Genomic DNA, 18,504 nt, shown 5'->3' with positions numbered 1-18,504 from the left:
CTGACCTGAACGCTGGAGGTGTTTGACGATGTTGATGCGCACCGACCCTTTCCGTGAGCTCGACCGGCTCACCCAGCAGCTCTTCGGCACGACCGGGACCTGGTCGCATCCGTCGCCGATGCCGATGGACGCCTACCGTGAGGGCGAGGAGTACGTGATCGTCCTCGACCTGCCCGGCGTGGACACGGACGCGATCGACATCGACGTCGAGCGGAACATGCTGACCGTCAAGGCCGAGCGGCGGCCCGTCACCAAGGCGGACGACACGCAGATGGAGCTCTCCGAGCGGCCCCTGGGCGTCTTCTCCCGCCAGCTTGTGCTGGCCGACACCCTGGACACCGAGCACATCAAGGCGGACTACGACGCGGGTGTGCTGACCCTGCATATCCCGATCACCGAGCGCGCCAAGCCCCGCAAGATCGCCATCGGTGGCGGCTCCGCGCACAAGGAGATCAGCGGCTGAGTCCCCTCCCCGTCCGCGCCGGAGGACAGGGGACGGACTTTCCTGCGGCCGTCCCCAGTCCTCCGCTCGCCGCCGCACACGCAAGGGAGCAGCGATGACCATGCGATGGGAGGCGTTCCTGGACCAGGTCAAGGAACGCGGCGAGTACGAGAGCACCGAGGAAGCCGAGCGGGCGGCCCGCACGGTGCTGGCGCTCCTGGGCGCGCATCTGGTGGGCGAGGTACGGGCGGAACTGGCCGCCCGGCTGCCGGAGAACCTGGCACTCGTCCTGCTCAATCCGCTCCAGGCGCACGAGCCGCTCTCCCCCGAGCGGTTCGTGAGGGCCACCGCGGCATGGATCGAGGGAGCCACCGAACAGACCGCTACTTGGGACGTGAGCGCCGTGCTCAGCGTGGCCGCCGACGCGGCGGGTGAGGAGCTCACCGGCCGCATCCTGCTCCAGCTCCCGGCGGGCTACGACCTGCTGTTCGGCCACCCCCAGCCCGTCTGACCCTCGTCCGGCCCACAGGCAGCCACACCCTATTCGCCGCCCGGCTGCCGTAGCCCGGTACAGCGAGGCGACCGAGGGGTTCTTGCCCGCGTTCTTGCCGGCCTGGCCCTCCAGGGGCTTCTTCGGATGTAGTTGCGCTCGATGTGGGCGGCGGCGGTACGCACTGGATTCGCCAACCCCGGTATGAGCGGGGCAGTGCCGAGATCACATAAAAGTGTTTTTGATCCATCCGCATTTGTGGACTGAGCCGATTCGATGATGAATCAGCGCGTCCCGACCGGGCCTGCCGATCGATCCAGCGTGCGTGGGTCAAGCTCCTCCTCGGGTTCGGACGTGAAGTCCCCGACCATTTGAAGCGAGGAGCACGTAACGAGTCCTGAGTGCAGGACGGCGTCCCGGCTGGGGCCGCTGGCGCGAGACAGATTCAAGCGGGCCGGAATGGTGGCCTCGCTCGCGCTGGTCCTTGCGGCCGGTGTGGCCAACCCGACGATCGCAGCCGCCCGGAGCGTGACCGATCACGCGACCGTGATGAACCGCTACGGCGGCGACGAGTGCAAGCACGACTCGAGCAAGCACAAGTCGAAAGCCCTCGCGACCCCGCACGGCGGCGACAAGGACAACTGCAAGGGCGCTACGGGCGCGACCGGCGCGAAGGGCGCCACGGGAGCGACCGGCCCGACCGGGCCCACCGGGGCCACCGGTTCCGGCGGCGCCACGGGTGCCACCGGAGCGACGGGTTCCGGCACACCCAGCGCCATGGGTGCCACCGGTGCCACTGGTCCAGCGGGAACCGCGAACGTCGCCACCGTGGAAAGCGCTGGCGAGCCCCTCACGATCACACCCGGCGGCTTTCAATTGGCCGTTGGTCAATGCCCAGAGGGCCAGATCGCCGTCTCCGGAGGCTGGCTCATCACCGATACATCAGGCAACCTCGCCCCGGCCGAAGTGGTGCTCTCCGGCCAAGCTGGTGTCGCCCGCAATGGGTGGGTAGTCGGCGTCCGCAACGCGTCCGCGAGCGATGAAGTCGTGACCGCGTTGGCGTACTGCACGCCCGGCACTGCGAGCTGATGACGTAGCGTGCTGAGCCGGGGGTCGGACTGTCGGATACGGGCGGCTGGGTCCCCTTGGTGGGCACATCACGGCGGCGATCGAGCTGGCCGACGGTCCAGCCACGAACATGGAGCATGGCACCTGACCGTCCGGCACTGTGGAAAGCAAGAAGGCGGCAGGTCCGTACCGACTGCGTTCGGTTCGGACCTGCCGCGGTCCCTACTGCACACCGCCAGCCGGAATGCTCACCAGCGCATGTCGAGGGCGTCGAGTTCCGCGCGGCGGGCGGTGGGGAGCCGGTGTGCCCGGCGTCGGGTGTTGTCCAGCCATCCCCCGAGCCGGACCGCCGTGACTTCTCCGCCTTCGTCTGCCATTTCTTCGACGTGTATGCGTGGGACTCGCAGGTGGCCTTCGCGGGTGTGGAATTGGCGGGCTGCGGCGAGGTGGGTGGCCCATCGGTCGGCCTGTGTCCGCCGTGCGGGCTGCTGTTCTGTCTCACTGGCGGGTTCGAGTCCGAGGACGTTGTTCAGGAGCCACTGCTGCGCCGGCGTTAGGGTTTCCCATCCGGTCCGTTGCGCGGTGGTCCAGGCGCCGAGGTCTTCGAACTTGACCGGCTCACCCAGCAGCTCTTCGGCACGATCGGGACCTGGTCGCATCCGTCGCCGATGCCGATGGACGTCTACCGTCAGGACGAGGAGTACGTGATCGTCCTCGACCTGCCCGGCGTGGACACGGACGCGATCGACATCGACGTCGAGCGGTGATCGGGGTGGCGACGAAGCCGGCGAGCGCATCAAGCTGCCGAGCTACGGCCTCGTGGCCTTTAATGCCGCGAGCACCGAATTTCCCGAACTCGATATTCCTCTCCGGCACCCTGCCCTCTCTCCTGGCGATAACTGACGAAACCTCAAGATTTTAGCAACGCAGGCCGATCCTACAGGATTTCAAGGGGTGAATGCGATTCCAACGTTGCAGCGGAAGACGGATAGCGAGGGTGATTGGCTTTGTTCACGAGATCCGACAGCACCTGTACACGAGTTTGGGCAGCACTCGAAGGCTCTGCAGAAATCGAACAGTTCATGACTTCAGGCAGTACGGGCCCCTGCCGAGAGTTCAGCAGGGGCCCACGGTGTAGACGGTCACGGAGGGCCGGGACCTGTCCTCGATGAGCGGTATGCCGCCGACATCAGCTACCGTCAGCTGCCGGTCTGACGGCCCGGCTCACTTCAGGTGCCGTGTGAAGAACTGGGCCGCGGCGTCCCCCGCGAACTGCGGGACGCCGGTGTGACCGCCCATATTGGCGTGCAGGGACTTCTCCTTGGAACCGAAGGCGTCAAACAGGTCCAGGGCCGCCTGCCGGTCGTTTCCTTCGTCGTCCCACTGCAGCAGGACATGCAGCGGAATAGTGACCTGCCGGGCTTCCTCGAACATGACGCGAGGCACAAGACTCCCGGCGAAGAGACCGGCGGCCATGATGCGCGGCTCGACCACCGCGAGCCGGATCCCGATAGAGATCACTCCCCCCGAGTACCCGACCGGACCGCCGATCTCGGGCAGCGACAGGAAGGCGTCCAGCGCGGCCCGCCATTCCGGGACCGCCTTGTCGACCAGCGGGAGGATGAGGGCGTCGACAATCTCGTCGCTGACCGGCTCGTCGGCCTGCATCGCCCGGCGCAGGTCGGCGCGGGCCTGGTCGAGGGCGGGCCAACTGGGCCGGTCGCCGCTTCCGGGGAGCTCGATGGTGGCCGTGGCGAAGCCCTCCGCCGCGGAGTGCCGGGCCCGGGCCACCAGTCGGGGGTACATCTTGCGCAGCCCGAGCGTGGGGTGGCCGAGCAGGATCAGTGGCACTGGTGCGGAAGCGGATGCGACTTCGGGCGTCCACAGGATGCCGGGGATGTCACCGAGGGTGAATTCGCGTTCGAGGACGCCGTCGTCAAGGCGTTGCTCGGAAGTGAAATGCATGGTCATGCCTTTCGGGAGTGCACTGGAACGGCGCTCCCGGACGACCTGTCTAACGCCCGACCGCGACCCCGGAGGGGAGCACCCATGTCAAAACTGTGTTCACGGGTACCACCTCCTCGTTCTCTCGCACGGCCTCCGAAAATGTAGCAGTGGTCGGCCCTCGTCCGCCAAACGGTTTTGCGGACTCTCCGTGGCCGGGCGCCACGGAGACACTGCCAAGAGTTGCTGGGGGTGTCGTCGCGGCTTCCCGAGTGGCGGCTCTGCGACGGCGGGGTGCACTGGCGCTGTCGATTCTCACGAACATCGAACACGACGCACCGCCGACGCCTCCCAAACTCGTGTACAGGTGCTGTCGGTTCTCGCGAACAAAGCCAGGGTGATCGTTGTAGCGGGCGGCGATACCGCTTCCCGCGGGGTACGTGAGGGCCTGGATACAGCCGAGGTTCCGCTCTTTGAGGAGACCCCGCGACCGACCCTACGCGCGCGATGCGGGCGAGTCGCTACATAGCCACCTGGCTGGTGTGCTCCTGAGGCTTCTTCGGGGCACTCCGGCGCCTGCTGAGAAGCGTGGCGATCGGGAGGGCTGCCGCCAGGCCGCTCAGGAGGATGGCGGCGAGCGCGCCCAGGATGGTGGGCTGGTCGGCGAAGGCGAGGCCGATGGCGGCCAGGGCGGGGCCGGCGTTGCGTACGGCGGCGACGCCTCCCATGGTGGTGCGGAGCGTCATCGGGCCGGTGGCCAGTAGCGTTCCGATGGCGAAGGCGAACACCGCGAGCAGGAAACCCGCCAGCAGGGCGAGTGAGCCGAAGAGGTCGACGACGTCCTGCCAACTGCCCAGCAGCATGCCCGCCAGCACGATCAGGAACGTGACGTTGGAGACTGCGGCTGCCGTGGGCTGCCACGACTGTGCGGTGGGCTCGGCATAGCGGCGCATGAGCAGCCCGATGGCGAATGGGACGAGTTGCAGGAGCGCCACCGTCCGCACCAGCGCACCGACGTCGAGGGAGACCTTGATGCCGATGTCGGCGGCGGTGAGGATGGCGTTGACCGTGGGCGCGAAGGTGAGGCTGCCGATGGAGGCGAGCAGCACTTGCGTCGCCGCGCCCGCAATGAGGTCACCCTGCTGCACCGTCGCCAGCTTCGCCCCGAAGGGACCGCCCGGGGAGGAGGCGATCAGGACCAGGGCGATGAAAGCGGCCGAGGGGAGGCTGAACAGCGCACCGATGCCCCAGCCGAGCAACGGAATGACCACCATGTTGGCGATCAGCGCCAGCAACAGCAGCGGAATGTTGGCGAAGACGCCGCGAAGTGCTGGGACGGTGGCTCTCAAGCCGGCGGCGAACATGCTGGCCGCGATGAAGATGACGGTGATTGCGTTGAGGACGAGATGCAGGGTGTCCATGGTGCTTCCCCTCGGACGGCGGATCACCTCAGTCGTGCATGTCCCCGAGCCAGCGGAGGGCGCTCAGGCTCGGCAGGAAGCAGTACTCGCCCCCTCGGGTGACGACGAACCGGGGCAGTGGGGCAAGGCGTCGTCTCACTGGCCGCCGTGGAATGGTGAAGCCGGCCTCTTCGTCCGGGGATCCGACGATGGGGTCCTTCGTATGGCCTGCCCCGAAGAAGACCCCGTCGTTCATCCACTCCGACTGGACGAACTCGAACTGCCGCCCCAGCCGCGCCCCGATGAACGCGAACATCAGACCGCGATCCACTCCGTCGTCCTCCAACACCCCCTCGGGCAATGGCGGACCGTAGACGGCGCCGCGCCGGATCATGCGGTGCAGCCGCGCCTCTCCGGCCACCGAGGCGTCGCGGGGGTTGCCCCGGCGGATGTGGCAGCCGCCGGGAGTGGTGAATCCCATGGGATCGTCCCGCGCGTACAGGAAGGAGTTACGGCGGTGCGGGTCGGCACCGAGCGCCGGGTCGTCGTGCTCCGGGGCGAGCGCCAGTGGAGCACCACTGCGCCAGCGGCCCATGATCTTCGCCGCGATCAGTTCCTCGTCCTGGGTCCCGGTGGAATTGTCCCTCAGGTAGCGCCTGAACGCGGCGACGTCCTGATGGAGTTTGCGGAAGACCGCGTAACTGCCGTTGCGCCCCAGCCCGGTCGGCTCCGGCGTCTGGACGCCACCGATCTCATCAGAATGACCGAGGACGAACTCCCCACTCTTCAAGGGCACTTCCAACGGATTGGACCCCGGGATGCCGCTGCCCTCGATGGCCGGATGGCTGACACCGTCGCGATAGCCGAAGTGCTCCTTCTCGGTGGGCAGTGCATAGCAGTCCTGCCGCCAGATCGCCGTCACACCGGGCAGGCGGTCGTAGGCGGGCCGGGCGCGGTCTATGGCCGCTTCCAGGCGCGGGGAGTCGGGTGCGATCGCCGTGATCACCACATGGACGTCGTGTGTGCCGAGCGGTGCTTCCCAGTTCTTCGGGCTGCTCGCAGCCACATCGCCCAGCGCTCTGGCGCGGGCGGCCATTCCCTGCCGGAACTCCCACGCGAAGGTGTCCAGCGATGCGCGCGGCACCCCCAGTGCTTCCAGGCCCCAGCACGTGACGGCGACGCTGACCCAGGTGTCCCCGAGGGGGCTGGACAAGTCGGCGGCGGAGGTCGCCGCCAGGCTCGCCCGCCGCATCAACTCACGGCCGTGGGCCCGGTCGTCGATGCGGAAGACCAGGTACGTCGCCGCGTAGGGGGTCGGCCGCGGGCTGAGGACCCCGCGCTGAATGTCGTCGAGTTCCAGTGTGACGTCCGTGGGTGCGCTCACGTCGGCCTCCCTGCGGCATCGCTACGAGACGAGATTGCGCCAGAAGTTCCGCAGGCTGTCGTCGGCGCCGAAGAGCGTGCTGAAGATCGTTGAATCGGCGAGCAGCACGTCCGCCGCGCGGTCACCGGCGGGGGGCATCCACAAGAACATGTTGAACTCGGTGTTCCCGGCCTCGGTGAACGGATGGGGCCGGGACGTGTCGATCGGCTGCCGGGCCAGCACATGGATGTCCTTCGGCTCATCGGTCGTCACGTCGTAGTGCGGCAGGTGCATGTGGAAGTTGAAGTTCGTGACCTCTCGCAGCCACCCCCTCTCGTCCAGATCCCTGAACGTGGTCAGCGGTGCGATCCGGTTGTCCGCATCCGTCGCAGGACGCAGTCCGTACCGGTTGACGACCGGCACGCCCAGGCTCTTCATCAAGTCCCTGACGTAGGTGGCGAACCGTTGCTGGCGAGGCACCAGGGGATCGCCGTGGTGGCGGTACTCCATCTCCCGCACGGACAGATCGTCCGAAGCGCCGACGTCGTGGTGGGGCCCTAGGACGAGGCGGGCGTCATCCCGGGCGAGGAAGGCCCGCAGGGCCTCGATCTCCCCGGGCTGTGCCTCCTGGCCTGTGACCATGTGGTCCAGTCCGAACACGAACAGGACGTCCGTGTCGGCCAGCACTCGCTCGTCGAGGGGCGTGTGGAAGCCCGCCTGGTCGATGCGCTGGTACACCGGGACGGGATGCCCGGTCACCTCCTCGACGAACTCCTGGAACGGCACCCAGGCCCAGAAGAACAGCTCAAGGGATCCTGCGATGCCTTGCTGGAACTGATACGGGTCCGCCCACTTCGGGTCCTCGTATGCAGGCCACGCCACCCGCCTGACTTCGGTCAGCGTAGAGAAGCGGTTGTCCAGTTCGGCCGCGTTCCGTCCTGCCTCGGCGGGATAGCTCCACGACACGTAGATGCTCGCGCGTCGCCCGGCAGGGGTGTGCTTCCGGGGAATGTGCCTCTGGTTGTAGGTCCGCGCAGTTTCAGCCTCGCTCATCGCCCAGCCCTCACTGCATCTGGTCCAGCATTTCCGACAGAGCGCCCTTGATCCGCAGAGCCTTCTTGATCTCGTCCGCCGTCACGTACGGATACTCTCCGTACTCGATAAAGCTCGGACAGTGGTGTTCGCGAACGAATCTGACGAACGCGTCCGGGTTGGTCCGCCAGTCCTCGGGGAATCCCTCCAGATGCTCGAACGCCGTGCTCACGCCGGCTTTCGAGAAAAGCGCGACGGCGTCCTCGGTGTACTTGTCGAAGTCGGTGTCGAAGATCCCCTGATACATGAAGCGTGTGTCGTCGTCGAAGAGAACCCAGCGCAGGTAGTGCAGCTTCAACGGTGCGAGAAGGTACGGATCCTGTTCCAGCGCTTTGGCCAGTGCCTGGCCGTACTCACGCATTGCGTCGGCGTGGCCGGACTTGACCCGCGCGACGATGGTGAACCCGTAACACGCCGGAGTCCTGGGGAATATGGGCCCGTACTTCCCCTGTTCGAGATGATCCGTCTCCTTAGGGAGGACGACCGCCTGCGGCTTGATTTCCATGCCCGCTCCTCCCGCCATGCAGTGGCCGGGACAGATCCATTTTCCCGCCCGGTTGCTCGACGCGCCTGCTGAGTGGGAGGCGGTGATGCTGGATGCCCTGTTCACCCAGTCTCCGGCCGGCCTGGCCGTGCTGGACAACGAGCTACGAGTGGTGAGGGTCAACACCGCCACGCCCGCCATGCAGGGCATGCGAGAACAAGGCGTCGTAGGGCGCAGTCTTCCGGGTTCGCACCACGTGGTCGAAGAGGAAGCAGCCAAGACTCTCGTACGCGAAGTACTCGACAGCGATGTTCCGGCACACGGACACATCCTGCGAGCGCGGCCGCCCGCCCATCACGGCCAGGAGCGCCAGTACGAACTCTCGGTGTTTCGTCTGAACAACTCCCATGGCGGGGTACTCGGGGCGGCCATCACCGTCGTGGATGTCACCGACCGGGAAAGGGCCCGCAATCGTCTCGGCATTCGCGATGCGGTGCGGGAACGCGTGGGGCGCACCCTGGACGTGGTGGTGACCTGCCGCGAGCTGGCCGAGGTACCCGTGCCGGCATTCGCCGACGTCGCGGTCGTGGAAGTGGTGGATTCCGTCATACGGGGCGACGATCCTCCGCCCTCACCCCTCCCCGGCGGTGTGCCGCTCCGGCGCGCGGCCTTTCGCAGCGGTGCCGGTGAGCATCAGCCCGAAGCCATCCGGTGGGAGACGTACGGAGCCTGCCCGCCCCGACCCCCTTCAGCCAGGCCCTGGCCGACCTGCTGCCCCGGGCCGTCGCCCTGGACTCCGGCCTTCCGTGGCCGGCCACCGACCCAGCCCGCGCCCGGGCCATCCACGACTCCGGCTCGCACACCCTCCTGGTCGTTCCCCTGGCCCTGCGCGGCGCCGTGTTCGGGCTGGTGAGCCTGTACCGCAGCCGGTCGCCCAGTGCGTACGACGAAGACGACATCGCGCTCCCCACGACGTCGCTCGACAGACCGCGTTGTGCATCGACAACGCCCGCCGCTACACAAGGGACCACACGATCACGGCGACCGTCCTGCAGCGGATGCTCCCCCTCCACGCCTCCCACACCGCATTGGACGCTGAACGTTCTACGGGCGGGCACGTCCGTCGCGAAGCCCGACGGAGAGAAGCCGTAGCGGCGTGGCGTAGTTACTGTGTGGCTGCTTCGTCCGTCCGGTGGCGACCCGGCCCTTCCCTGTCGAGCGACCGGCCCGGGCCGGTCGCTCTTCTGGACGCTTACGTCTGGACGCCTGCGTCCTGCCTTTTCTCCTTACGCCCGCTGCGTACCAGCCAGGTGGCTCCGCCGATGGCCAGGGCGACCGGCCATTCCAGAGCCCCGGCTACGGCCATTGCCCCGAGGCCTCCGTAGAAGGCGAGATCCTTGGCGGGTGGCGTACCGGGCAGTCGTGCCGTCGCCGCTTGGGCCGTGCTCGTCACTTCTTCCTTGGTGAGGTACGGAATCGGCACAGGTGGATGCAGGGTACGCATGTGCAGGTGCAGACCCGTGCCGTCGCTCGTATGGGTCTCCTGGCGCGGGCTCTCCGCTGTCTTGCCCATTCCCTCTCCTCCATTCATCGGAGTCGGTGTGCTGTGCCTCTTCAATTCTTGCGCGCTTCCGGTAGCGCGGGCGCAGTGAAGGCGTTGCGATGGAAACGGGGATGCGGGTACCCGTGCACGCGGAGGGAGTGCCGGGCCGGCTGAGAGCTGGTGATGCGCTGTGGCACTGTCGGGACGGGGACTGCTGCGGGCTGTGGTTTCGTCTGCGGCCGGTGTGCTGCAGGGTGAGGCCCGGGCGCGTGTGCGTTTTTTCGGAAGCCGCGCGCATGTCGCTGTACGGGGTCTGCGCCCCGGCGACCTGCCCGAGGCCGCGGCGACGCGGTTGGCCAAGGACGTCGAGCGGCGCCTCGCCGCCCTGCCCTCGGTGGATTGGGCCGTGGTGAACACCGTGCTTGGTCACGCCGTCATCGGCACCGAGGGCCCGTTCGAGAGGGAAACAATGGCGGACGTCCTGATCGAGGCCGTCGAGGCGGTGGAGGAAGCCCACGGTGTCGCGCACCCGCTGCCCGAGCATCCTCTCTCGGGTGAGCCAGTCCGGCGGGCCACCTCGGCCACGGTCCTGCACGTGGCGGCCGCACCCCTGGCAGCGATGGCCGGTCTGACGCGCCGCACACCCATCCCCGCAGGCATCGCGGCCCTCGCCCCGCTCGTCGACGCCCACCCGCGGCTGCGGAGTCTGGTGGAGCAGGCGGTCGGCGCCGACAACGCCGGGATGCTCCTGGCCTCGCTCACCGCGCTGGGGCAGGCGGGCTCCGGTGGACTCGCCGGGGTCGGAGTGGACACCCTCCGGCATACCCTGCGCGCGATGGAGGCCGACGCGGAGGCCAACGCCTGGGCCGCGGCCGAGCCACGTCTCGCAGGCAGCGCGGCGGCAGCGGCCCATCGTACGGCGCCGGAGCCGCCCCTCCGCGAGGCGCGGCTGAAGCCGGGACCGATCGAGCGCTACGCCGATCAGGCACTCGCCGTCGCGGCGGCGTCGTTCGCCGGTTCGCTGCTGGTCACCCGGCGCCCCGGGCAGGCCGCCGGTGCGGCGCTGGCGGCGATCCCGAAGGCGCCGTTCGTTGCGCGCGAGGGCTTCGCCTGCGCCTTCGGCCGGGGCCTGGCCCGCCGGGGAATCGTTGTGGCCGACCCTGAGGCGCTGCGGAGGCTGGACCGGATCGGCACCGTGCTGCTCGACACGGACGCCCTGGCCACCGGTTCCCATCTGCTGGCCGATCTGGTGGCCCTCGACGAAGGCGCGCCCGCGGGTGAACTCGCTGCGACGGCCCACCGCCTATTTGACGGCTCGGCCCCGGATCGTGTGCGGCGGGAGGGGGCGTGGGTGCTGGGGCCGGTCGAGCATCTGACGTTGCAGGGACGTACGGGGAAGCGGGCCCGGGAGCGGCTGCAAGGGGAGGGTGCGCGGCTCGTGCTGGGACTGGCTGACGGACAGCGCTTGCTCGCCGTGATCAGCGTGCTGCCTGAGATGCATGACGCCGCGAGCGCCTTCGTTCCGGCCGCCCAGGCGGCCGGGCTCAAGGTGGTGGCTGCGGGGACGCATACCGCCGACGCGTGGGTGCGGGAGGCCGACGCGGTCGGTGAGGGAGGCGATCGGCTGCGCGAGTCCGTTCGGGCCCTGCAGCAAGACGGCGCCGGCGTGCTGCTGGTCTCGCACGACCGGCACGCACTTCTGGCGGCCGATGTCGGCGTGGGCATCGCTGCCCCTGAGGGGACGCCGCCCTGGGGCGCGGATTTGTACCTGGACGGCGATCCCGCGGCGGCCGTGGTGATCGTGGAGGCCTGCCGTACCGCCCGGGAGACCGCGCGTCGGGGTGTGCGGCTTGCCCAGGCCGCGGCCGTGGTCGGTGGGACGGCGGTGCTGGCGGGGCGGGCGCGGCGGCCGGCTGCCCGGGGCGTGACGGCGTTTAACGTGGCGGCCGCACTGGGGATCGGGGTCGGTGTCTGGGCGGCGGTACGGCTGCTGCGGCGCCCTCCGCCGCTGACCCCGTCGCGGCACCCGTGGCATGCCATGGACCCGTCCACCGTGCTCGCCCGGACCGGTGGCAGCGAGGGCGGACTGACGGCCGAGGAGGCGCGGGCGCGGGCTACGACCACCGACGAGCGGGCGCCGACGACGTCGCTCGGCCGGGCCTACCTGTCAGAGATGGCGAACCCGCTCACGCCCGTCCTCGGCGCCGGGGCGGCCATGTCGGCCTCGGTGGGCGCCATCCTCGACGCCGTCGTTATCGTGGCGGTCACCGCCCTGTCCGGGCTCATGGGCGGTTTCCAGCGGTACCGGACCGACCGCGCGGTCGCCCAGCTGCGGCGGGAGTCGGCCGTCATGGCCACCGTAGTGCGGAACGGGGAGGAGAGCACGGCCCCCGCCGAGGAGCTGGCCGTGGGCGACGTGGTGAACCTGAACCCGGGAGACGTGGTGCCGGCGGACGGCCGCCTGCTGGAGGCCCATCACCTGGAAGTCGATGAATCCGCGCTGACCGGCGAGTCGCTGCCAGTGGCCAAAGGCGTGGCGCCAGTTCTGGCATCGGACCTGGGGGACCGTACGTCCATGGTCTACGAGGGCACCACCGTGGCAGCCGGCCGCGGCCGCGCGGTCATCGTCGCGACCGGAACGGCCACCGAGGCAGGCCGCGCCGCCGCGGAAGGGCGCGGCGGGGCGCCCTCCGCCGGGGTCGAGCGCCGACTGGCCCGAATCACCCGAACCACGCTGCCGGTTGCCCTCGGTTCGGCCGCTGCCGTGGTCGCGGCGGGCATGCTGCGCGGACGCTCCACCCGGGACACGGTCGGGGCGGGCGTGGGGCTGGCCGTGGCCAGCGTGCCCGAAGGACTGCCGTTTTTGGTCTCGGCCGCCCAACTCGCCTCCGCCCGAAGACTTTCTGCACGCGGAGCCCTTCTCAGGCACCCCCGCACCATCGAGGCGGCCGGCCGAACCGATGTCCTGTGCTTCGACAAGACGGGAACCCTCACCCAAGGGCGGATCTCCCTCGTCGCCGTCACCGCTGACAGCCACAGCCGTCCCCTCGAATCGCTCGAGGACGAGCAGTGCGCCGTCCTCGCAGCGGCACTGCGGGCGACACCACGCCCGCACAACGGGGGGGAACTGGAACACGCCACCGACGGCGCGGTCACCGAAGGCGCAAAGGAGGCGGAAGTGAGCCGGACCACGGCCGCACCGGGTTGGCGGCGCACCTCCAGCCTCCCGTTCGAACCGAGCCGTGGCTTCCACGCGACCCGGGGCCGCTGCGGCGAGCGTCGGATCCTGTCGGTAAAGGGGGCACCGGAGGAGGTCGTGGAGCGCTGCGCCACCCGCGAGGGCCGACGCCTGGACCGGCAGGAGCGGAAGGCCATCCTCGCAGCGGGCGAGAGGCTGGCGGCCAGGGGCCAACGGATCCTCGCGGTCGCCGAACTCCAGGACGCGCCCGGCGGCAAGCTCACTGACGAGGCGGTGGACGGCCTCGACTTCCTTGGCTTCCTTGCATTGGCCGACCGGGTGCGCGGCACCGCCCGCGACGCGGTACGCCGACTCGCAGACGCCGGGGTGCACATCGTGATGATCACAGGAGACCACCCGGGCACCGCCGAGTCGATGGCCCGCGAGCTGGGCGTCCTGGACGGCAGACAGGCGGTGACCGGAGCCGAACTGGACGACCTGGACGACCGCGCCCTCGACAAACTGCTGCCCGACGTAGGCGTCGTCGCCCGCGGCACCCCCGTGCACAAGGTCCGCGTGGTACAGGCGTTCCAACGCCTGGGCCGCACGGTCGCGATGACCGGCGACGGCGCCAATGACGCCCCCGCCATCCGGCTCGCCGACATCGGAATCGCGTTCGGTACCCGGGCCACCCCGGCCGCGCGCGCGGCGGCCGACCTCGTCGTCACGGACGACCGGCTGGAGACAGTGCTCGACGCGCTCGTGGAAGGCCGCGCGATGTGGGCCTCCGTACGTCAGGCCCTGGCGATCCTCGTCGGCGGCAATCTCGGCGAGATCGCCTTCACCCTCCTCGGCGCGGCCGCCACCGGGACCTCGCCCCTGACGGCCCGCCAGCTCCTGCTCGTCAACCTCTTCACCGACCTCGCCCCAGCCATGGCCGTCGCCCTGCGCCCGCCGCTGCCCGAGACCGCACAGCGCGTGATCCACGAGGGACCCGAGATCTCGCTCGGCACGGCGCTGACCGAGGAGATGGTGTGCCGCGCGGTGGCCACCGCACTGGGCGCCACGGCCGGCTGGCTCGCCGCGCGGTTCACCGGCCGTGCCGTCCGCGCCCGCACCGTTGCCCTGGTTGCGCTCGTGGGCGCCCAGCTCGGCCAGACCCTTCTGGTCGGGGGCCGCAGCACAGCAGTCGTCGTATCCTCCCTCGGCTCCCTGGCCGCACTGGCGGCCGTCGTCCAAACCCCGGTCCTCAGCCAGTTCTTCGGCTGCACGCCCCTCGGCCCCATCGCCTGGAGCATCGCCCTGTCCGCCGCGGCGGGGGCGACGGTGAGCTCACTGTTCCTCCCGCCACTGATCGCTCGCGTGCGCGCAGCGAATCCCGTATGGCGACCGGCCGCGTCTCAGTCGTAGCCGATGAGCGACGATGGTCGTACGGCGAAGCACCGCGGGCTGCCAATGCCACTCCTGGATCCCGATGACCAATGCACTTGTGGTCGGCCGGACTTTGCTGGACAACATCGACTTCCTCGGCGACCAGATCGACGCACTGACCCTGCGGACAACCAAGGCCGTCGAGGAGCTGCCGTGCCCTGATCCGAACGGTGCCAGCCAGCCCGGTGCCGGCGCGGACCTGGTGGCGAAGCTGGTCACCATCCCGGGCGTCGGAGTACGGACCGCCCAGATGCTGCCGGCCGAACTCGGCCCGGACATGACCGTCTTCCCCACCGCCGACCATCTCGTCTCGTGGGCGAAGTTCGCACCACGGACCGTGCGGTCCGGAGGCAAGAACACGTCCGGCCCCACCGGCAAGGGCAACCCCTGGATCAAGGGCGCCATCGGCGAGGCCGCGCTGTCCGCCTCCCGGTCCAACACCTTCCTCGGCGCCCGCTACAAACGCATCGTCAAACGCCGCGGCCGCAAGAGAGCCCTGGTCGCCGTCGGCCATTCACTCCTGGTCGTCATCTGGCACCTGCTCAACGAACCCGGGACCCCGTACACCGACCTTGGCTCCGACTACCACCAGCACCTCGTCGATCCCACCCGCCGGACCGGGACCTGGTCCGCCAGCTCAAGGCCCTCGGCCACGACGTCACCCTCGCACCGGCAGCCTGACCAGCAACTCCGTCCAACCCCTGGCCAACGATGGGCGCAGCCTGCCTCGGCGCGGGGAGATTTTCCGTTCAGGCCCTAGCAGGAAACCAGGGGCATGGCTGCGTGCCCGCGTCGGACGCGGTCGTTGATCGCCGTCAGCACCTCGCCGAGTTCCGGTGAGACCAGCAGTAGCCGGTCCTGGTCGAGCTTGCACGGGGCGACGACTTGCAGCATGGGCACGATCTCGCCGGTGGTGGGCAACCGGTAGGCGACGAAGCTGTGGTGGGCGAGTTCAAGGGACTCCTCGATGCGCCTGCCGGTGTGACGGAGGACTTCGATGGTGGCCAGGCTCAGAACGCGCGTTCCTCTTGCCGGACCCGCGCCAGCAGCTCCGCCGCATGCTCCGGGTGCACCATGGCCGCGTCCTCGTCGTCGTGCTCCCCCATACGAACTAGCTGCCGCCCCAGACCGTGAACCACCCGTAGGTCCGCGTACCGGCCTCCTCGCCCGTCCGCCTTCACCAGCGCGAGGGCGACGTCCTCGAACTCCGCCTGCCGTCTTTCACGAACGTCGAACCGAGCGCGCACAAAAGTCGCTCATGTCCCCACCTCAGCAGATGGGTTGGGGTGTGCCCACGAGCCGGGCGCGGTCAGCCGGCCAGTGCGGTCAGCGTCCGTTCCCCGGCCGGGTCGGCGGCGGTGGCCGGGACCACGGCGATCTGGTCCAGGCCGGACGCCGCGTAGGCGTCGATGCGACCGCGGACGGTGGCAGCGTCGCCCACGAGGGCGACCGTGCGCGCGGCCTCGGGCGGGAGTGCGGCGAGCAGGGTGTCCGGGGCGGCGCCGGAGCGGGCCAGTTCCACCGCCTCGCCGAAGCCGGCGGCGGTGAACACGTCGCTGTAGCCCGGTACCGTCAGATAGCCGACGATGCTCCGCAGCACCTGGGTGAGGGACTCCGGCTCGGGGTCGACGGCGGCGGGCAGCCAGGCGGCGAGCCGCGGCCGCGTACGGCCCGCCCGCTCCGCGGCCGCGGTCAACTTGGCGCACAGTACCCGGACTTGCTCCGGAGAGACGACATCGAGCAGCATCCGGTCGGCGTACCCGGCGGCCGCGGCGATCGCGCGGTCACCGAACGCCGCCACGGTGAGCGCGCCCCCGGGCGGCCGATGACGGCGCCGGAAGACGCTCCCGGGCACGATCTCCTCGCCTGGTGCGCCGTGCAGGAGGCTGCGCACCGCCTCGGCGCTCTCGGCCAGTACGGCCGCGGGCCGGGTGCGGGGCCGCCCGTGCACCCCTTCGACCACCCGCTTGCTGGAGGTGCCCAGCGCCACCCCTACCGGGCGGCCGATGACGGCGGCGGCCGACGCGGCACCTCGGGCGATCGTCAACGGGTCGCGTACGGAGACGGGCACCGGTCCGGCCGTCAGCGCGACACGCTCGGTGCGGAGCCCGATCGCCGTGGCGAGCACGAACGCGTCCCACGTCGGCCCCTCCCCGGCCCACACCTCGCGATACCCGAGCCGGTCTGCCAGCTCGGCCACCCGCAACGGCTCGTCGACGGGGCTGTCGTCCTCGCGCGCCGCGGCGACCACGCTGATGTCCATGCACGCCACGGTAGTTGCTCGGGCGCGACGCCGACACCTTGTGCGCGCGCGTCCCAATGGCCCTGCCCACGCCTACGGTTCAGGCCTCGTCGCGGTCGCCGGATCACCGTATGCCGTACTCGGCCAAGCCCTGCGCGAGGAGGGCGAAGGCCTGGGCGCCGTACGCGCGGACGTCGGCAGCGAGCCGGTCGGGGGCCTCGTCCGCCAGGACACGTCGGCGTACGTGGTCGATGAGCGCGCGATGGACACCCATCAGCGCGTTCGCGGCCACGTACGCGGTGATGTCGACGGCGGGAGCACCCGAGTCGGCGCTCTCGCCGCCGTCTCCGGTCTCCGCCGTGAGTCGTGCGGCCAGTGCGGCCGTAGTGCCGGCGATCGCCTGCTGTTCGCGGGCTCGCAGCGCGGGACTGTCGGCGATCATGCGGCTGACCGTCCGCAGTCGTACGAGCGCCTCGTGGTCGCCGGCCTCGAGCTGGGCGAGGATTCCGGACGACCTGGTCAGGAAGTTCCGTACGGCGTCCAGGACCGACTCGCCCGCCGGCCGGGAGTCGACGGCCGCGACGAGCCGTTCCCCGAAGTCTTCGAGCCGGGAGTAGAGCAAGTCCTCTTTCCGCGGAAAGTAGTTGAAGACGGTGGCCTCGGAGACCCGCGCCTCGCGGGCGATCTCGGCGACCCTCACGGCGTCGAATCCCCGATCGGCGAACAGCCGCCAGGCGGTGTCCGCGATCAGTGTCCGCGTCTGCTCCTTCTTCAGCTCGCGAAGCCCCATCGTCACCTCTGTCCGGATTCGGGGGAGACAAAGAGTCTACGGTGACCCTATATATGGAGTCACCATAAATAACGTCCCAGCAACCTGCCCCAAGGGGGTCCCATGACAGCGTCGGCCGACATCCTCGACCTGGTGGAGCGGTGGGCCGTGGCGGAACAGCAGAACAACGCGAGGCTGCTCGACGAGCTCCTCACCGACGACTTCACCGGCATCGGCCCCGTGGGCTTCGTCATCTCGCGCGAGCAGTGGCTCGACCGCTTCAGCAAGGGCCTGGACAACCGCGCGTTCGCGGTGGAGGACCCCCAAGTACGCACGTACGGCGGCGCTGCGGTCGTGGTGGGTGTCCAGGCCCAGGAGACGAGCGTGCGGGGCAAGGACAGCTCGGGACGCTTCCGGGTTTCGCTCGTCGCCGTGCGCCGCGCGGACCGCTGGCTGCTCGCAGGCGTCCACATCGGCCCCCTCCAATACCCCGCAGCCACCCGGACGTCCGCATGAGCGCCCCCTACCTGCGCCCTCCGTGGGGAGCACGGGTGATCGGCAACCGGATGGCCAAGCTCTTCGCCCGGTCGGTGCTGAGCACCCTGAGCGTCCGCGGCCGTACCACCGGCCGCTGGCGCAGCGTGCCGGTGGCTGTCCTCGACCACGACGGGGAGCGCTACCTCATCGCGCCCCGCGGCCACACCGAGTGGTCCCGCAACCTGCGTGCCGCGGGGAGCGGACGGCTGGAACGCAAGGGCCGGCTGGAGGAGTTCGACGCGTTCGAGGTCCCGGCGGACGAGCGCTCGCCACTGATCGGCGTCTACCTCGAACGGTTCGGCCGCTTCCCCACCGTGGCCGAGACCTTCCGCCAACTCCCCGACCCCGCCGACCATCCCACGTTCCGGATCGTCCGCTCCCGCAGGCTCCGCTGACGTCCTGCACCACGCGTGTGCGTGGCTGCATTCGGTGTTGCCGAGCGGACTCCGAAGGTTGGCCATGCTGCCGAAGCCGACGGGTAGCGTCCGTGCCGACATGTAGCGTCCGCGCCGACAATCACG

The 18,504-nt window shown here is 69.7% G+C and carries 19 protein-coding genes and 1 pseudogene; 9 read left to right on the top strand and 11 right to left on the bottom strand.

Going from position 1 to position 18,504, the window contains the following annotated elements; translation table 11 throughout:
• Positions 1–28: 28 nt before the first annotated feature.
• The 3 genes from AB5J53_RS47675 (at position 29) to AB5J53_RS47665 (ending at position 2,021) form a co-directional block, all read left to right on the top strand.
• Complete coding sequence (locus tag AB5J53_RS47675) at positions 29–463, top strand: Hsp20/alpha crystallin family protein (protein WP_369251931.1); 435 nt, start codon at positions 29–31, stop codon at positions 461–463.
• 94 nt (positions 464–557) lie between these two features.
• A complete protein-coding gene (locus tag AB5J53_RS47670) occupies positions 558–953 on the top strand; it encodes a DUF2267 domain-containing protein (protein ID WP_369251929.1) in 396 nt (131 codons plus the stop codon).
• Positions 954–1,391: 438 nt separating this feature from the next.
• Positions 1,392–2,021, top strand: coding sequence for a hypothetical protein (locus tag AB5J53_RS47665; protein ID WP_369251927.1), 630 nt, complete (start codon positions 1,392–1,394; stop codon positions 2,019–2,021).
• A gap of 227 nt (positions 2,022–2,248) precedes the next feature.
• Here the strand turns inward: AB5J53_RS47665 and AB5J53_RS47660 are convergent, their stop codons facing one another.
• The gene (locus AB5J53_RS47660; RefSeq protein ID WP_369251925.1) at positions 2,249–2,659 is read right to left on the bottom strand and encodes a helicase associated domain-containing protein; all 411 of its coding nucleotides are present in this window, start codon (positions 2,657–2,659) and stop codon (positions 2,249–2,251) included.
• Between AB5J53_RS47660 and AB5J53_RS47655 the strand changes: the two genes are divergently transcribed.
• Positions 2,576–2,767: a hypothetical protein gene (locus AB5J53_RS47655; RefSeq protein ID WP_369252973.1), complete on the top strand. Its 192-nt coding sequence runs from the start codon at positions 2,576–2,578 to the stop codon at positions 2,765–2,767. The genes AB5J53_RS47660 and AB5J53_RS47655 overlap by 84 nt on opposite strands.
• Here AB5J53_RS47655 and AB5J53_RS47650 read toward each other — a convergent pair.
• From AB5J53_RS47650 to AB5J53_RS47625, 6 genes and pseudogenes are all read right to left on the bottom strand, one after another.
• Positions 2,754–2,876 (bottom strand): annotated as a pseudogene (locus AB5J53_RS47650) (transcriptional regulator); the annotation flags it as partial. The gene AB5J53_RS47655 and the pseudogene AB5J53_RS47650 sit on opposite strands and share 14 nt — an antisense overlap.
• Positions 2,877–3,224: 348 nt before the next feature.
• A complete protein-coding gene (locus tag AB5J53_RS47645; RefSeq protein WP_369251923.1) occupies positions 3,225–3,965 on the bottom strand; it encodes an alpha/beta hydrolase in 741 nt (246 codons plus the stop codon).
• Positions 3,966–4,465: 500 nt separating this feature from the next.
• Entirely contained in the window at positions 4,466–5,365 is a 900-nt protein-coding gene (locus AB5J53_RS47640) for a hypothetical protein (RefSeq protein WP_369251921.1), read from the bottom strand.
• A gap of 28 nt (positions 5,366–5,393) precedes the next feature.
• Entirely contained in the window at positions 5,394–6,728 is a 1,335-nt protein-coding gene (locus AB5J53_RS47635) for a Dyp-type peroxidase (protein WP_369251919.1), read from the bottom strand.
• 21 nt (positions 6,729–6,749) lie between these two features.
• Positions 6,750–7,760 (bottom strand): hypothetical protein, encoded by a 1,011-nt coding sequence (locus tag AB5J53_RS47630; RefSeq protein ID WP_369251917.1) that lies wholly within the window; start codon positions 7,758–7,760, stop codon positions 6,750–6,752.
• A gap of 10 nt (positions 7,761–7,770) precedes the next feature.
• Positions 7,771–8,304 (bottom strand): hypothetical protein, encoded by a 534-nt coding sequence (locus tag AB5J53_RS47625; protein WP_369251915.1) that lies wholly within the window; start codon positions 8,302–8,304, stop codon positions 7,771–7,773.
• On the opposite strand from AB5J53_RS47625, the gene AB5J53_RS47620 reads away from it, so the two are divergent.
• Positions 8,303–9,196 carry a PAS domain-containing protein gene (locus tag AB5J53_RS47620; protein WP_369251913.1) on the top strand — a complete coding sequence of 298 codons (894 nt, stop codon included), beginning with the start codon at positions 8,303–8,305 and terminating at the stop codon, positions 9,194–9,196. The genes AB5J53_RS47625 and AB5J53_RS47620 overlap by 2 nt on opposite strands.
• A gap of 339 nt (positions 9,197–9,535) precedes the next feature.
• Here AB5J53_RS47620 and AB5J53_RS47615 read toward each other — a convergent pair whose 3' ends face one another.
• Positions 9,536–9,856: a hypothetical protein gene (locus AB5J53_RS47615; RefSeq protein WP_369251911.1), complete on the bottom strand. Its 321-nt coding sequence runs from the start codon at positions 9,854–9,856 to the stop codon at positions 9,536–9,538.
• A gap of 241 nt (positions 9,857–10,097) precedes the next feature.
• Between AB5J53_RS47615 and AB5J53_RS47610 the strand changes: the two genes are divergently transcribed.
• Positions 10,098–14,414: an HAD-IC family P-type ATPase gene (locus AB5J53_RS47610; protein ID WP_369251909.1), complete on the top strand. Its 4,317-nt coding sequence runs from the start codon at positions 10,098–10,100 to the stop codon at positions 14,412–14,414.
• Between the two features lie 64 nt (positions 14,415–14,478).
• On the top strand, positions 14,479–15,195 hold the full coding sequence (locus AB5J53_RS47605) for a transposase (RefSeq protein WP_369251907.1): 717 nt from the start codon (positions 14,479–14,481) through the stop codon (positions 15,193–15,195).
• On the opposite strand, the gene AB5J53_RS47600 is transcribed toward AB5J53_RS47605, so the two are convergent.
• From AB5J53_RS47600 to AB5J53_RS47590, 3 genes are all read right to left on the bottom strand, one after another.
• Positions 15,192–15,335 carry a hypothetical protein gene (locus AB5J53_RS47600; protein WP_369251905.1) on the bottom strand — a complete coding sequence of 48 codons (144 nt, stop codon included), beginning with the start codon at positions 15,333–15,335 and terminating at the stop codon, positions 15,192–15,194. The two genes, AB5J53_RS47605 and AB5J53_RS47600, sit on opposite strands and share 4 nt — an antisense overlap.
• A 409-nt stretch (positions 15,336–15,744) precedes the next feature.
• Positions 15,745–16,698 (bottom strand): LLM class F420-dependent oxidoreductase, encoded by a 954-nt coding sequence (locus tag AB5J53_RS47595; protein ID WP_369251903.1) that lies wholly within the window; start codon positions 16,696–16,698, stop codon positions 15,745–15,747.
• 103 nt (positions 16,699–16,801) lie between these two features.
• Positions 16,802–17,467 carry a TetR/AcrR family transcriptional regulator gene (locus AB5J53_RS47590; protein WP_369251901.1) on the bottom strand — a complete coding sequence of 222 codons (666 nt, stop codon included), beginning with the start codon at positions 17,465–17,467 and terminating at the stop codon, positions 16,802–16,804.
• 102 nt (positions 17,468–17,569) lie between these two features.
• On the opposite strand from AB5J53_RS47590, the gene AB5J53_RS47585 reads away from it, so the two are divergent.
• Together AB5J53_RS47585 and AB5J53_RS47580 are read left to right on the top strand one after the other, a co-directional pair.
• On the top strand, positions 17,570–17,962 hold the full coding sequence (locus AB5J53_RS47585) for a nuclear transport factor 2 family protein (protein ID WP_369251899.1): 393 nt from the start codon (positions 17,570–17,572) through the stop codon (positions 17,960–17,962).
• A complete protein-coding gene (locus AB5J53_RS47580; RefSeq protein ID WP_369251897.1) occupies positions 17,959–18,378 on the top strand; it encodes a nitroreductase family deazaflavin-dependent oxidoreductase in 420 nt (139 codons plus the stop codon). Before AB5J53_RS47585 ends, AB5J53_RS47580 begins: the two co-directional genes overlap by 4 nt.
• Positions 18,379–18,504: the final 126 nt, after the last annotated feature.

It is taken from the genome of Streptomyces sp. R41, from assembly GCF_041053055.1.
In the GTDB taxonomy this organism is placed as follows: Bacteria; Actinomycetota; Actinomycetes; order Streptomycetales; family Streptomycetaceae; genus Streptomyces.
This window is presented reverse-complemented; position numbering and strand designations above follow the sequence as displayed.

Coding starts and splice junctions, on each gene's coding strand:
- AB5J53_RS47665 (WP_369251927.1), top strand. CDS start 1,392: ATGGTGGCCTCGCTCGCGCTGGTCCTTGCGGCCGGTGTGGCCAACCCG.
- AB5J53_RS47585 (WP_369251899.1), top strand. CDS start 17,570: ATGACAGCGTCGGCCGACATCCTCGACCTGGTGGAGCGGTGGGCCGTG.
- AB5J53_RS47615 (WP_369251911.1), bottom strand. CDS start 9,856: ATGGGCAAGACAGCGGAGAGCCCGCGCCAGGAGACCCATACGAGCGAC.
- AB5J53_RS47605 (WP_369251907.1), top strand. CDS start 14,479: ATGACCAATGCACTTGTGGTCGGCCGGACTTTGCTGGACAACATCGAC.
- AB5J53_RS47670 (WP_369251929.1), top strand. CDS start 558: ATGACCATGCGATGGGAGGCGTTCCTGGACCAGGTCAAGGAACGCGGC.
- AB5J53_RS47660 (WP_369251925.1), bottom strand. CDS start 2,659: ATGCGACCAGGTCCCGATCGTGCCGAAGAGCTGCTGGGTGAGCCGGTC.
- AB5J53_RS47580 (WP_369251897.1), top strand. CDS start 17,959: ATGAGCGCCCCCTACCTGCGCCCTCCGTGGGGAGCACGGGTGATCGGC.
- AB5J53_RS47625 (WP_369251915.1), bottom strand. CDS start 8,304: ATGGAAATCAAGCCGCAGGCGGTCGTCCTCCCTAAGGAGACGGATCAT.
- AB5J53_RS47640 (WP_369251921.1), bottom strand. CDS start 5,365: ATGGACACCCTGCATCTCGTCCTCAACGCAATCACCGTCATCTTCATC.
- AB5J53_RS47620 (WP_369251913.1), top strand. CDS start 8,303: ATGCCCGCTCCTCCCGCCATGCAGTGGCCGGGACAGATCCATTTTCCC.
- AB5J53_RS47630 (WP_369251917.1), bottom strand. CDS start 7,760: ATGAGCGAGGCTGAAACTGCGCGGACCTACAACCAGAGGCACATTCCC.
- AB5J53_RS47675 (WP_369251931.1), top strand. CDS start 29: ATGTTGATGCGCACCGACCCTTTCCGTGAGCTCGACCGGCTCACCCAG.
- AB5J53_RS47645 (WP_369251923.1), bottom strand. CDS start 3,965: ATGCATTTCACTTCCGAGCAACGCCTTGACGACGGCGTCCTCGAACGC.
- AB5J53_RS47595 (WP_369251903.1), bottom strand. CDS start 16,698: ATGGACATCAGCGTGGTCGCCGCGGCGCGCGAGGACGACAGCCCCGTC.
- AB5J53_RS47590 (WP_369251901.1), bottom strand. CDS start 17,467: ATGGGGCTTCGCGAGCTGAAGAAGGAGCAGACGCGGACACTGATCGCG.